Here is a 13,611-nt window from a genome sequence, read left to right as displayed (position 1 = left end):
CGCGAAACTACTTCGCCGTCGTCGCCATTGCCGCCACTCTGCTCTGGATAAGGTAACTGTCCACACGGCCTAGGCCGAACCCGACAGATTGCTTCCGAATGATCTACGTGTAGTTGAAAATTACGCCGCGCGGGGAGGAACCGCAAGCCGATTCCACTGTAGACCTGCTCCAACACATGCCGCGGAGGCGCTGAAGCCACACCGCCGGGGCCCAGCGGCAGGTCCTCACCCGGCTCAAGAAGGAGTTCGCTTCCTTCCGTTGCCTCTCTAGCTTGCGGCCAGCGGTTTCTTGCCGCGTCCGAGTGCGAATTGGCCGACCGGGCTCTCGACATGAAATTCGAGCTCCGTCATTTTTGCAAACAGATCGATGTTGATGGTGCCGATGGCGCAGCCGCCAAGGCCCATATCAGTCGCCGCCAGGTAGAATGTCTGGATCAGGGTGCCAACGTCCTTCAGGATCAGCGAATATGCGATCGAGCTGTATTTCCAGGAGATCCGCCCAAAGCGCGCGGCGATCGTGATCAGGACCTGCGGCGGGCCGGGCGCGTCCATGGCAAACTCGGCCGCAGTCGAGAGCGCATGGAGTTGCTGGGCTGAAGCGCCGATCGCTACCAGTGCGTGGCCACCCGCGTCGTAGTGGTAAAGTCCGCGTGGCAGCCCCTCGCAGTTCGAGACAGCCAGGTACAATTCCAGCTCGTAGGCGCTACCCGCCGCCGGATAGGGCCGTGTGCTGTAGGTCACTTCGGGACCGCCGTCGAAATTCGCTCCGCTCCATTCCGAAAGGACGCGGGCTGTAGCGTCGAGAAACTGCGCGAGCTCGGCGAGCGTGATCGGGTGCTCGTCGTCGAAATCCCGTATCGAATGGCGTTCGCGCAACAGCTTCGCGAAGGGTGAGATCGGCTCCGACGTTGAGAATTTGCGCAGATCGATTTTCTTTCCCGGCCAGGGTGGACGCACCGCGGGCAGCGGTGGAACGGCGTCCGCATAGGCGAAGGTGCCGCCAAGCGGATTGGCATGCCGGCCTTCCGTGCTCCGCGTATGAAACAGGAAATCGTGAAAGTCCCAGAGAACGAGATTGCCGTCGCCTTCATTCAACCGAAGGCCTTCGCCGCTCTTCGCGTCGAGCTTGAGCAGGATCTGGCTGTCGAGCAGCAGTGCGAGGAGATCGAGGTTGAAGGAGGCCGCGTGGCGGCGAAGCTTGCTGATCTTTTGCGGCCGTGACAGTGCAGCGAGGGTGGCCGCGATGGCGGGATCGCCAATCCGAAACAGCGCGCCGGCGCGCGGCGATTCCAGCACCATCTCGTTGCCGCGCCGGCGCAGATAGGCGAAGCGCGACAACACGACGGTGTCACCATTGCCCAGCTTTGCGCATTGCGGCCAGTATCCAGCGACCTGCGGCTCGATGACCACGAGGTCCTGCTCGTCACGCGGAGAGGACAGGCGGTATTCGACAAGCCCGTGCCGCGCCAGTCGATGCACCAGGACGTCGACTTCCCTCGCAAGCGCGCTCTTGCCGGCAAAGGAAGCGAGCGGCAGACCGGTAGCCAGATGTCCCGCGCGGTCCATCGCGGCCGCGCTGAATGTTCCCAGATTGACCGAATAGTCGCCCAGGGAGGTGGCGATGCTTCCATCCGCCTGCATATGAAGGGAGAAACGACCGTTCAATCTGATAGCAATGAGTGGCGCGATCTTCCTGGTTGGCTTTTTCCGGGGAGCGCGCACCAAAGACCAGCCCTCAGGTGTGTGGTAGGAACGGAGTGAGTTCGCTTTCCAGTCGCGGGCGATCCAGTAATCCAAGCTTCACCGGAACATCATAAAGCCGGCCCGGTGCGAAGCGGCGATAGAAATGCCGCAAACCTGGAACGAGCACTCTGACGACGGGGACCTCGACGTCGGGCCGCGTCTGGTCGAGCACGAGGAAATCGTATCCGGCGCCGGTGGCGATCTCGACGCAGGCATTGACCTGGTCGCGCGTATTGTCGTGAACCTTAAGGCTCGGCGCCGGCGGGACGATCGGATTGTCGCTGGGGATCAGGAATGGATAATCCTCCAGGCGCAGCGGCGTGACACCGTCAAGCGTCGGCTTCTCGCCGCTTCCACCGCCCATCAAGCCGATTGACATGAACTGGGTCAGCTCGGTGAGGGAACGCAGCAGGGCTATGCGGCGATCGAAATGCGCGCCGGAACCGAACTCGATATTTTCGTGCCCGTTCTGCATCCAGTGCGTGATTGCCACGTAAGCGGGAATGCCGAGATCGCTGGTGATGTCGAGCACCCAAAGCCTGCGTCCGGCATCGGCAAACTGGGCTTGCAGATCCTGCACATAGGAATCGTCGAATTGCTTGAGGTCGACTTCGGCACGCTCCAGCCGGTTGTACCACCAGATGGCATAGGCATCGCGTTCGACCAGTTCGAGGAAGCCTTGAACGATGGCTTCCTCGCGGGTGTTACCGGCCGCGCATCCGTTGGAATCGGTATGGAAGCCGCCATAGAAGAAGTACAAGAGGCCGGTCGGAAGATATTTGAAGCGCTTGTCGCGTAACGACCAGACCGGTGACCACTCGGTCTTGGTCGAGGGATCGAGCGGCTCAGGAACCGGATGTGAATCGTCCGGTGACGGGGCATGTCTGCTTTGAAACTGTGCTTCGCTGAAAAGCTGGACGTCGTTGGGAAGAACGGCGTCGCCGGGAGCGAAATCGATAAAGCGGCGCTCCGTCGTGATCTCGTCACCCTGGAAAATGCCCGAGTAGCGCTCGATTGCTTCCATCAACGCGCTGGCCTCGCCCTGCTCGGCCGTGGAGCCCTTGCCGAAGCTGCCGCCGCTCAGTCCCGATCTGAGCTGGTCGATGCTTTGGGCCGGCGCAGAGAAATTGTGGTAGGCGTAGAAATTGGTGTTCATCGGCAGATCGGCCTCGATCCGCTCGAGCCGCGTCACCACGCCGGTCAGCGGGCTTACATGTTTGCGGAAACGCGCCACGGTGGCTCGAGACGTCACGGTGCGGTATCCGCCGCTGGTCATGATGAGCTTTCTGCCCTCGGCAATCTCGATCGGCGTCGCCGCCCGGCGCGGACTCTGCAGCTTCTTGCTGCCGCAGGTGGGACATTGCGGGCGCCGCGCGACATAGTGCTTGGCGATGACCGCACCGGTCAGGTCGAAGCTTGCAATGTGATCGCGCAGATCCGTGCGAAAGCCGGAGGCAATCGCTTTCGCGATTTCGACGGCAGCGAAGTGGATGGCGGTCTGCCCGATGGTGTCGTTGACCAGAGGCGATACGGCGACCGCACGCGCCAGTCCGCGGTCGAGAAACCCCTTGATCTCCCGATTGCGTATCATGCGATCGAACAGACACGTCCAGCAGGCACTCTCGCCCGGTTTGAACACGGGTCCGACCAGCGGAAACACACCCGACGGCTGCACCAGCAGCCAGGGCGTCTTGTCGGCTACGCGCTCGCGGTTCATCTCAGCCAACCGCCGGTCAAGATAGTCGTTCACCAGCGTGATCACGAGCTTAGGCGAACGCTTGGCGAAGTGAACGCCGAGTTTGCTCAAGGCGGCGGTAAGTTCGCTCGCGCCTTTGACATCGATCGATTCCACCTGCACCGGGCAATCGCGGAGATTCTGTTCCGCGAGCTCGAGAGGCAGGCCGAGGCTCGCCCAATATCCAGCGACAGCGCCTGCGAATCCGTGCGATGCTGCCGTCACGACATATCGGCGCTCGAGCAGCCGCTTGATCGCTTCCTCGATCTTGTCGGGCGGGAAGCTCTTCGAAAGCTGGCGAATGAGCTCCGGCGCCGCTCTTCCATTTTTTCCGATCGCCGTGGCCAGCGCGCAATAGAGCTCGCCGTGCAGGAAGAATTTGCGATCCTCGGAATAGAGGCAGACCGCGTCGGGAGGAAGCACATAGGCGGTGAAGTTTGGCGCGAACCGCAAAATGTCTTTGCGGGTCTGTTTCGCAACAGAGGTCTTGCGATTGGCTTTCATCGGGTCAGCACGCGGATCCTGTTGCCTGTCATTTCAGATCGCCCGCGCACGGCGAGCCGCGAGCGTTGTAATGAAAACAGAAAATGGCCGGGTCGATCGCGAGCCCGGCCAATGAAATCGTGGCTTGTCGGTACACAATCAGGAAGCGCCGCAGCCTAGCACCAGCGGCACCGACCCCAGGATGCGCAGCAACCCGCGCAGGCTATCCATGGCACTCCTACCCCTATTCCAATGCCACAGCCACCACATCCGAAGCCGCATCGGCAGGATCTGCATCCACAGCCTCCGCAGCCGCGACAACCACCGCATCCGCGGAAGCCACCGCATCCCCGGAAGCCACCACATCCACGGCAGCCTCCGCAGCCGCGCTGGGCTAGCTGCACGCCGCTGCCGAGGTTTTCGTTGTCGAAGAGATGGAAGGTGGCGAGGCTGACGTCGGCAAGTTCCTCTTCACCGAGCGTGATCATCAAGCCAGGTGAGAAATTCGGCCTCTGTTGAACGTCGCCCGTTGGTACGGCCGCTGCCGATGCGCTCCCCGCTAGCGAAAAAGTTAGTCCGGCGACTCCTAGCGCCGGTACGGCGGTTTTGGTTACTCGCCTCTTTTTCGAAGCTTGCTTCACCCGCGCCATGGTCGCATCCTCCAACGTTGCAAGAAGGATCTTCGTTTAAGTGATCCTACGCCGAGCAAATAAGGCAGGCAAGATTGATGCACACACGAAAATGTAACGACACTCGTTCAGATAGCATTCATCTTCATGAACGAAGTCGCCGCATTTTCTTCGATCGCAACGAAGGTCCGCACCGCAGCGCGGATTGCAACGCGCGCGACTTGATGCAGTGCGCAATCGTCGCCAGGCTTGAGCGGAGAAATTGGCTTGATCAATCAACTCGGACATTTCGCCTGGTATGAACTCCTGACCACGGACGTCGCGGCAGCAGGTGCCTTTTATGGCGAGGTCGTTGGCTGGGGTGTGAAGGATGCGTCGACCCCCGAACTGACCTACACGGTGCTTGCTGCCGGCGACGTTCCGGTTGGCGGGCTTATGGATCTCCCGGAAGAGGGGCGGCGATTGGGGGCGACGCCGAGATGGGTCGGCTACGTCGCAGTCGATGACATGGATGCGACAACCACACAGATCAGGCGTCTTGGAGGCGCTATCTTGCTACCGCCAACGGGCAGCAATATCGGCCGAATTTCAGTGGTCGCCGATCCGCAAAGGGCGACCTTTGCGCTGGTCGCTGGGCTGACATATGGCCAACGGCAACCCGTCGGGTTGGACGAGCCCGGGCGTGTGGGCTGGCACGAGTTGCTGGCTGAAGACCGGAACAAGATCTTTGATTTTTACGGCGAACTTTTTGGCTGGCAGAAGGCCAACGCTGAAACCGATCCCACAGATTTGTATCAATTGTTTTCGGCGGCCGGACAGACGATCGGGGGCATGCTCACCAAGCTTCCGAGCGTGTCGCAACCGTTTTGGCTCTATTATTTCAATGTCGACGATATCGGCGCGGCTGCCAAGCGCGTGAATGCTGGCGGAGGCCGGATTCTCCAGGGGCCGATCGAATTGCCTGATGGCTGCTGGATCGCGCGATGTGTCGATCCCCAGGGCGCGCTGTTTGCGCTGCAGGGTGCTCGGGGTCAGAAAGTCGCCGAGCGGCCCTCCGCCTCGGAAGTCGGTTGGTCCGCCAAGTGGGGTGGCGTTGTTTCCCAGGGCAGGATGGTGCTCCCCAAGCCGAAGCGTTAGATTCTTGTTTTGACGCGTTTTCTTCACGCGAACCGGTGTCCACTTCGCTCGAAAACGCTCTAATTCATCAGAAATTTGTAGGCGACGATCAGAGCCACCATGGCTGCGAAAATTAGCAGGGCCGGCACGGATTTTCGGACGGCTGGCCTGTCGGGGGCGGACGCGGCCAGCCGAGCGGGCTGTGGCTTACGCTGTCCCTGCGACCGCACGGCGCCGTCATCCACTGACGTCACGAGGGCTTCCATTTCTGGCGCCGGGCCAAGGCCGCCCATCTCGCTATAATAGCTGGCGTAGACTTCGCGAACCGCCACCACCTTCGACTCGGCCTCGCTCATCCGCTCAAGCCTGGCTCGATAGTCAAGCAGGAACGCTTGCGCATTTGGAGGTAAGTCATCGAAGCTACCGAGCTTGGCCATCATGAGCCAAGTGGCAAAATCCGCCTCAGCTTTGTGGCGGGCTTTTCGGGCGATGCGGGTGCTCGGGCGTGAGGCCATAATTTTCTGACCGATTTGCAGCGCAAAATCGTGGGCGTTGATGGCGTTCGTTGGACGGTTCGCTCGGATGTGCGAGTTGTCCAGGCTCGCGTCAAGCACCTCGCTTTGGGTTCTTTATGTGCAGGCCGCGCCGGCCGGCAAAACCCGGCTGCTGGCGACCAGCCAGCCAACGCGGCCCTGCCACCGGGCTCATCGCGCGGACAAAGGGACGAAATCCTCCTGGCGCCGCGGCTGGTCGATACGGCCGCGGAAGACAAATAGTCCCTTGTTGGTTGAGACGATGTCGCCGGTCTGCAGGCTTTCGTCGTTGAGCACGCGCTCGGTGGCGATGAGGTCGGGATCTTCGGGAATCGGCATGTAGAGCTCGGGGTGCTCCCGCCTCTCGCGCGCGACTTCCCGCGCTCTTATCTTCGCGTCCTCGATCCTCTGCCGCCACGCGTTGCGGGATATTTCGGGCTGCAGCAGACCATCATCGGTGGCGCTGGCCGCGACATCTTCCTGAGCCTGGGACAGGCTTGCGCCATCAAGGATGCTGAGCGCAAGGATGATGGTGGCCGCCGACTTCAATCCGCTCATCCTGCTGCCACCGCGCGCAACCGGAGATAGGTGCGCCTTAATATACGCCGCCGCTATGGCCGCCGCTTCCCCGCACGCCGCTTCGAGAAGGTATCGCGCGCCGTACCCCTAGCGGTGGCGAGGGTATCTGGGTCGGTACGTTGGGCGTCGCGGTCGGACGCGCAGGCTGCTGAGGTGGATTTACCGTGAAGACCTGGTTCGTGCTCGGGGTCGACGGGTCTCGGACCCCCTGCGCGGCAGCGGCGCATGGGATGATCAATACAGCCGCGAACAACAATACGCCCTTCATCGCCTTGCCTCCTGAGCGACGAGAAACGCCTAAGCCCGCCTACGGTTCCCGCGATCTAATATCGCGGGAGTGCGACAAGTTTGCCGTCCCGGTACACCCGCTGGACGGCCATGCCCGCCGGCAGGCTACCGGTTGCAACGTTGCGGATCGCCGTGGGCCGTGACGCGCTCTGACCTGTCTGCGCCTTCTGCGCGCGCTGCGAAGCCGACATTGGATAATTCGGCGGATCCTCGATGCCCTGCGCCAGTGCCGGCTGCATCAAAACTACTGAAAGACACAAAATTGGCAGGACGCCGCGCATATCAAGTACCGATTAAAGAATGACTCCCCGGAATGTTGCAGGTTTTCCGGCAAAAGCAAGCGCCTTATGTCCATCCGTCCTCAGGCGGACGGTGGCGGCATCCACAGATCATGCATCGGACTTTGAGGTCCGCGCTCTTGCTGCTAGGCAGAGGGAAGATGTTTGATCGATTGCAATGACTGCTTCCGGCGACCCGTCTGACACTGCACAAAATTCGGCGATGAGGGCGGAGTTCATTCGCATTCTCTCCGCGCGGGTGCAGTCCGTCGCCAATGATCCGGCGCAAATGCGTGAGCTGGTCTATGAACTGGCCCGCATCAGGCTGCTCGAGCAATTCGGACATGGCGACGCCAGGCATTCGCGGCAGACCATGGAGGTGCTCGAAAGCGCGATCGGCGAGGTCGAACGCTTCTCTGCCGAGCGAAGCCAGGAAGTCGTACCGCCCGCGTCGCCCACCAGCCCAGGCACGGCCAAGCCACAATTGCCGCAGCGCCCGACTGCGGCGCCCTCTCCCTTCAACCAATCAAAACGATCGGGCGTCTTCGGTACGGCCATTCGGCTGGCAGCGGTATTCCTCGTTCTCGCGATCGCTGGCGCGGCCGTCTTCTACTGGCCATCGGCACGGTCCAGTATTGCCGCGCTCCTGCACCGCCCCCCGCCCGCGCCGGCACAGAGCGCGCCTCCCGCGCCGCGTGAAACCGCGCCAATCGAGCGTCCGCAGGCAGCGGCCGAGGCACCAGCCGCTCCCCCTGCTCCCGCGGCCGAACACAGGTTTCCGCTTCCCAGCACGTTCGGCGTTTTCGTCCTGAGCGACAGGCAACTGCAGGAGTTGAAAGTGCTGCCGGGCAAGGTCCCGGACCGGCGGGTTGCCATTTCAGCCGCGATCCCGACGCCGCCCCAGACCAGCGTTCCGGGCGGAGATGTCAAATTCATTACGTTCAGGCCGGAGTTGGGTCCGGATTCCGCCGGCCCGGTCGAAGTTCGCGTCGTCGCCAAAGTCTCGCGCACGATGGGTGTCGACAGCACCGGCACGGCGAAGATGACGCCAGGCGGGGACTCCTGGGTTATTCGCAGCGCATCCTTTCCGTTCAAGATCGGTCCCGTCGACGACCAGCCCAAGATGCTGCTGATACAACCGGAGAATGACGGCCTGGTCCTGTCACCCGGCCGATACGTCCTGGTCGTCAAGGGGATCGGATATGACTTTTCGGTGTCGGGACAGGTGACCGATCCCAATCAATGCGTCGAGCGCTTCAACGCCGCCAACGGCGCCTTCTATTCGCCCTGCCCGACGCGCGAGCAAAAGCCTTCCAAGCGTTGAAAGGGATTGCAAGCGCTGAAAGGGATTGCAAGCGCTGAAAGGGATTGGCTACTTCGCGTCCTTAGCAGGTTCGGCATCCATCTTGCCGCCGTTCGCGACGCACTTATTGAAGAATTCCCGCTGATCCTTGCCCGTCCCCTTGGCGCTGCCGGCGGCCGGGTTGCCGATCTGGCGCGGAGGAAACGTCTTGGCCACCAGGGCATCGCAGGCCCGCGCAACCTCGACGGAAATCGCATGCGCCTGGGTATTGCATGCGCACAAGACAACAAAAGCAGTGATCAAGCCGACGAGATTAGCCCTGGCCATCATAGCGCAACCCACGTGTCTTACCGGTCCCGGGACCGGTTGAAATCTGGTCAACGGTCAGCGCGTTCTTGGTCCAGCGCCACGTCCCATGAGTGGCATATCAACTCCGAAATCGCCACGCAAACGCGCCAAACTGGCACGGCGGGAAGCCCGGCTCGATGACACCCCTAAAATAATACCATCAAATTAATCGAAGCAATAAATATTCATATTATATTCGGCTTTATTTTTATAATGAAATCGGATTATTTATAACCCGCTTCATATTTAAATCGGATTGACCATGAAGGGCATTATCCTCGCCGGTGGGACGGGGTCGCGCCTCTACCCGGCGACGACGGTGGTCTCAAAGCAGCTCTTGCCCGTCTTCGACAAGCCGATGATCTATTATCCGCTGTCGACGCTGATGCTGGGCGGCATCCGCGACATCCTGATCATCTCGACGCCGCCGGACAAGCCGCTGTTTCAGCGGCTGCTCGGCGACGGCAGCGAGATCGGCGTGCGTTTTTCCTATGCCACGCAGGAGACGCCGCGCGGACTTGCAGACGCCTTCATCGTCGGCCGGGAGTTCATCGGCACAGATCCCGTCGCACTGATCCTGGGCGACAACATCTTCTACGGCCACGGCCTGCCGGAGATGCTGTCCGCGGCCTCGCAACGCAAGAAGGGCGCGACGGTGTTCGGCTATGTCGTGAAGACGCCCGAGCAATACGGCGTGATCGAACTCGACGGCAGCGGCCGCGCACTCTCGATCGAGGAGAAACCGAAGCAGCCGAAGTCCAACGTCGCCGTCACCGGGCTATACTTCTACGACAACGACGTCGTCGACATCGCGGCCAAGGTCAGGCCATCGGCGCGCGGCGAGATCGAGATCACTGACGTCAACAATGCCTATCTCGCGCGCGGCGACCTCTATGTCGAGGTGCTCGGCCGCGGCTTTGCCTGGCTCGACACCGGCACGCACGCGTCCCTGGTCGATGCCAGCTATTTCGTCCAGATCCTCGAACAGCGACAGGGCCTGCGCATCGCCTGCCCCGAGGAGATCGCGCTGCGCCAGGGTTACATCTCGCTCCAGGCCTTCGCCAGGGTGGCGCAGAAGACCGCCAAGAGCAGCTACGGCGAATATTTAATGTCGGTTTATCGTTCTTTCGAGCATTAGAGGCAGCTCATCATGCGTTTCAAGAGCTCGACCATTTTTGTCACCGGCGGCGCGGGTTTTATTGGTTCCGCCGTCGTGCGTCATTTGCTGCGCGACACCCATGCCCGTGTCGTCAATATCGACAAGCTCACCTACGCGGCGAACCCCAATTCGCTGCCCGGCGCCGCTCAGAACCTGAACTACAGCTTCGAGAAGCAGTGCATTTGTGATGGCGCAGGCCTTCGTCGTCTGTTCGAAAAATACCAGCCTGACGCGGTGATGAACCTCGCCGCCGAGAGCCATGTCGACCGCTCGATCGACGGCCCCGGTGAATTCATCCAGACCAACATCGTCGGCACCTTCACCATCCTGCAGGAAACACTACGCCATTGGCGCACGCTCTCGCCCGAGAAGCGTGAGCAATTCCGCTTCCTGCATATCTCGACCGACGAGGTGTTCGGCTCGCTCGGCGACGACGGCTTTTTCACGGAAACCACGGCATACGCGCCGAACTCGCCCTACTCCGCGAGCAAAGCCTCCTCCGACCATCTGGTGCGCGCCTGGCGCGAGACCTACGAACTGCCGACGCTGGTCACCAACTGCTCGAACAATTACGGCCCCTATCACTTCCCGGAAAAGCTGATTCCGCACATGATCATCAAGGGTTTGGCCGGCGAGCCCCTGCCCGTCTACGGCGACGGAAAGAACGTCCGCGACTGGCTCTATGTCGAGGATCATGCGAAGGCGCTCACGCTGGTGCTCGAGCGCGGCGCGGTCGGCGAGACCTACAATGTCGGCGGCCGCAACGAGCGCACCAACCTGCATGTGGTCGAAACCATCTGCGATCTCCTCGACGAGATCGCACCGCGCGCACAAGGCGCCTGCCGCCGCGACCTGATCACCTTCGTCGCCGACCGCCCCGGCCACGACCGCCGCTATGCCATCGACGCTTCCAAGCTGGAACGCGAATTGGGATGGAACGCGCTGGAAACATTCGAGAGCGGCATTGCGAAAACGGCGCGTTGGTTTTGTGACAATCGTCCCTGGTGGCAGGCCATCCTCGATCGAGGCTACCAACGCGCCCGCATCGGGCTGGGATAGGCCCAAACCCCGCAAACGGGCTGGGGATTGCCTTTGACCGTCATTTGGTCATCATGGAAATGGTTCAGCTATGACCGTTCAAGTCACAGCGTGACGCATCCACGTGCGCCTTGCGGTAGGCGATCCACTTAAGAAGAGCTTTCAGGATCCGATATGCGAATAACGATGGTGGGCACGGGTTACGTCGGCCTGGTCTCTGGCGCGTGCTTTGCGGACTTCGGGCATCAAGTCACCTGCGTTGACAAGAATGCGGAGAAGATTGCGGCGCTGAAGCGGGGAGAGATTCCGATCTTCGAGCCGGATCTGGATCGGCTGGTGGAAACCAACACGCGGTCCGGACGGCTGTCGTTCACGACCGACCTCGCCGATCCCGTCTCCCATTCCGACGCCGTTTTCATAGCGGTCGGAACCCCGTCGCGGCGGGGCGATGGTCACGCGGACCTCAGCTATGTCTACGCGGCGGCGCGCGAGATCGCGGCCAGCCTCAAGGATTTCACGGTGGTGATCACCAAATCGACGGTTCCGGTCGGGACCGGCGACGAGGTCGAGCGACTCATTCGCGAAGCCAATCCCGACGCCGACGTCGTGGTCGCCTCCAATCCCGAGTTCCTGCGCGAGGGCGCGGCTATCAGGGACTTCAAGCATCCCGACCGGATCGTCGCCGGCACGGATGACGAGCGGGCCAGAAAGGCCATCTCCGAGATCTACCGTCCGCTCTACCTCAATCAGGCGCCGCTGATGTTCACCGGCCGCCGCACCGCGGAACTGATCAAGTACGCCGCGAACGCCTTTCTCGCGACCAAGATCACCTTCATCAACGAAATCGCCGATCTTGCCGAGAAAGTCGGCGCCGATGTGCAGGAGGTCGCGCGCGGCATCGGCCTTGATAATCGCATCGGCACCAAGTTCCTCCATGCCGGCCCCGGTTTCGGCGGATCGTGCTTTCCGAAGGACACGCGTGCCCTGATCAAGACGGCACAGGACTGTGAAGCGCCGATCCGCATCGTCGAAGCGGTGCTGGCCGTGAATGAAAACCGCAAGCGCGCGATGGCGCGCAAGGTCGTCTCGGTGCTTGGCGGGTCGCTGCGCGGCAAGACCGTCGCGCTGCTCGGCCTGACCTTCAAGCCCAACACCGACGACATGCGGGAGTCGCCATCGATCCCGCTGATCACGGCCTTGCAGGATCTGGGGGCAAAGATCAGGGCCTATGATCCGGAAGGCATCGAACAGGCCCGCTCCGAACTATCTGACGTCACCTATTGTGACGGCCCGTATAGTTGCGCCGAGGGCGCCGACGCGCTGGTGATCGTGACCGAGTGGGAGCAATTCCGCGCACTCGATCTGGACGGCTTGAAGCAGAAGATGGCCAATCCGGCCATCATCGACCTCCGCAACGTCTATCGGCCAAGCGACGTCATCGCTCACGGATTCAAGTACGAAAGCGTGGGCAGACCGACGCCGTCGTCGAGCTAAAGCGTGATGGCTCTGTTTGAATCTGCGGGTGAACGCAGTTGCCACTGCTCGTCCGTTTGTTAGAGCATGATCCGGAAAAGTGTGAAGCGGTTTTCCCTCGCGACAAACGCGAAGCGTTTGCGCGGAGATCATGCTCAAACAATAACCTAAAGCGCGATGACGATTCATCCTCATCTCATCGCGCTTTAGGAGGTCCGCGCGGACTTGCGGCGCAGTCCGGCCACGGTCAGCCACACCGCCGAAATCAAAAAGTAAAAGGCGCCCACGGCAGCATAGCCCGCCAGGTTGGCGATTGACGGCGGCGTCGGCAGCAGAGCCTGCGCGATGAAGAAACCGCCCGCCACGGCTGACTGGCCGCCACTAAGCACCATTGCCCATTGTGCGCCGTAACTCTTCCACCGCCGGACTGCGGTGCCAAGTTGGAGCAGTCCGGAAAGAAGCGCCCATGCACCGAACACCCCGACCACCCAGTTCATGCTCGTCAGCAAAGCCAGAACGACGGCCACTGTCGTCACAAGGCTCACGACGACATTGAGGGCCTGCGTGCGATTCTCAGCCAATCCGCCGCTGCGCGATGCGTCGACATAATTGGCCGCCGCATCCCACGCAGGATAGGTCAGGAGAAGGATCGCTGCGATCGACGAGGACTGTTGTCCGACCGTGAACGCCGCAGCCACCCAGGCTGCGGAGAATGCGGTTCGGGCAAAGTAGTAGACCTTCAGCCATTGCTCTTGCTTGCTGAGGGCGGAGTGTGCTGGGCGGACTGTCATCTGCTCTCCTCTGGACTAGTAGACAGTTTTCTATACCTACTAGTGGTTCATCACAGTGATTTTGACGTTTTGATACCGAGCCATTCGAGGATCGGCAAGTTTTCGGGTGGCAGGA

General features: G+C 61.3%; 11 protein-coding genes. 5 read left to right on the top strand and 6 right to left on the bottom strand.

The genetic code is table 11. The annotated features are described in order from the left end of the window. Positions 1 to 267: 267 nt before the first annotated feature. Positions 268 to 1,641 carry a SagB family peptide dehydrogenase gene (locus AAFX91_RS31005; RefSeq protein ID WP_394569143.1) on the bottom strand — a complete coding sequence of 458 codons (1,374 nt, stop codon included), beginning with the start codon at positions 1,639 to 1,641 and terminating at the stop codon, positions 268 to 270. Positions 1,642 to 1,735: 94 nt separating this feature from the next. Further along, positions 1,736 to 3,982, bottom strand: a complete 2,247-nt coding sequence (locus tag AAFX91_RS31000; RefSeq protein ID WP_394569141.1) for a TOMM precursor leader peptide-binding protein — start codon at positions 3,980 to 3,982, stop codon at positions 1,736 to 1,738. Positions 3,983 to 4,857: 875 nt separating this feature from the next. Here AAFX91_RS31000 and AAFX91_RS30995 point away from each other — a divergent pair. Next, a complete protein-coding gene (locus AAFX91_RS30995; protein ID WP_394569140.1) occupies positions 4,858 to 5,727 on the top strand; it encodes a VOC family protein in 870 nt (289 codons plus the stop codon). 59 nt (positions 5,728 to 5,786) lie between these two features. Here the strand turns inward: AAFX91_RS30995 and AAFX91_RS30990 are convergent, their stop codons facing one another. After that, positions 5,787 to 6,221 (bottom strand): hypothetical protein, encoded by a 435-nt coding sequence (locus AAFX91_RS30990; RefSeq protein WP_394569142.1) that lies wholly within the window; start codon positions 6,219 to 6,221, stop codon positions 5,787 to 5,789. A 189-nt stretch (positions 6,222 to 6,410) separates the two neighbouring features. Continuing rightward, a complete protein-coding gene (locus AAFX91_RS30985; RefSeq protein ID WP_394569139.1) occupies positions 6,411 to 6,797 on the bottom strand; it encodes a hypothetical protein in 387 nt (128 codons plus the stop codon). Between the two features lie 765 nt (positions 6,798 to 7,562). On the opposite strand from AAFX91_RS30985, the gene AAFX91_RS30980 reads away from it, so the two are divergent. Beyond that, positions 7,563 to 8,708, top strand: coding sequence for a hypothetical protein (locus tag AAFX91_RS30980; RefSeq protein WP_394569138.1), 1,146 nt, complete (start codon positions 7,563 to 7,565; stop codon positions 8,706 to 8,708). Between the two features lie 48 nt (positions 8,709 to 8,756). Here the strand turns inward: AAFX91_RS30980 and AAFX91_RS30975 are convergent, their stop codons facing one another. After that, positions 8,757 to 9,014 (bottom strand): hypothetical protein, encoded by a 258-nt coding sequence (locus AAFX91_RS30975; protein ID WP_394569137.1) that lies wholly within the window; start codon positions 9,012 to 9,014, stop codon positions 8,757 to 8,759. A gap of 283 nt (positions 9,015 to 9,297) precedes the next feature. Here AAFX91_RS30975 and rfbA point away from each other — a divergent pair, with 283 nt between their 5' ends. The 3 genes from rfbA to AAFX91_RS30960 all read left to right on the top strand — a co-directional run bounded on the left by rfbA (position 9,298) and on the right by AAFX91_RS30960 (position 12,726). Further along, positions 9,298 to 10,173 (top strand): glucose-1-phosphate thymidylyltransferase RfbA, encoded by an 876-nt coding sequence (gene rfbA / locus AAFX91_RS30970; protein ID WP_130584238.1) that lies wholly within the window; start codon positions 9,298 to 9,300, stop codon positions 10,171 to 10,173. 12 nt (positions 10,174 to 10,185) lie between these two features. Continuing rightward, on the top strand, positions 10,186 to 11,253 hold the full coding sequence (gene rfbB, locus AAFX91_RS30965) for a dTDP-glucose 4,6-dehydratase (RefSeq protein ID WP_394569136.1): 1,068 nt from the start codon (positions 10,186 to 10,188) through the stop codon (positions 11,251 to 11,253). 153 nt (positions 11,254 to 11,406) lie between these two features. Further along, entirely contained in the window at positions 11,407 to 12,726 is a 1,320-nt protein-coding gene (locus AAFX91_RS30960) for a UDP-glucose dehydrogenase family protein (protein ID WP_394569135.1), read from the top strand. Positions 12,727 to 12,911: 185 nt separating this feature from the next. On the opposite strand, the gene AAFX91_RS30955 is transcribed toward AAFX91_RS30960, so the two are convergent. Further along, positions 12,912 to 13,496, bottom strand: a complete 585-nt coding sequence (locus AAFX91_RS30955; RefSeq protein WP_394569134.1) for a DUF308 domain-containing protein — start codon at positions 13,494 to 13,496, stop codon at positions 12,912 to 12,914. Between the last annotated feature and the right edge of the window lie 115 nt (positions 13,497 to 13,611).

It is taken from the genome of Bradyrhizobium sp. 31Argb, assembly GCF_043638955.1.
GTDB lineage: Bacteria > Pseudomonadota > Alphaproteobacteria > Rhizobiales > Xanthobacteraceae > Bradyrhizobium.
Note: the sequence above shows the minus strand (reverse complement) of the source record. Positions and strands in the feature narration are given on the sequence as shown.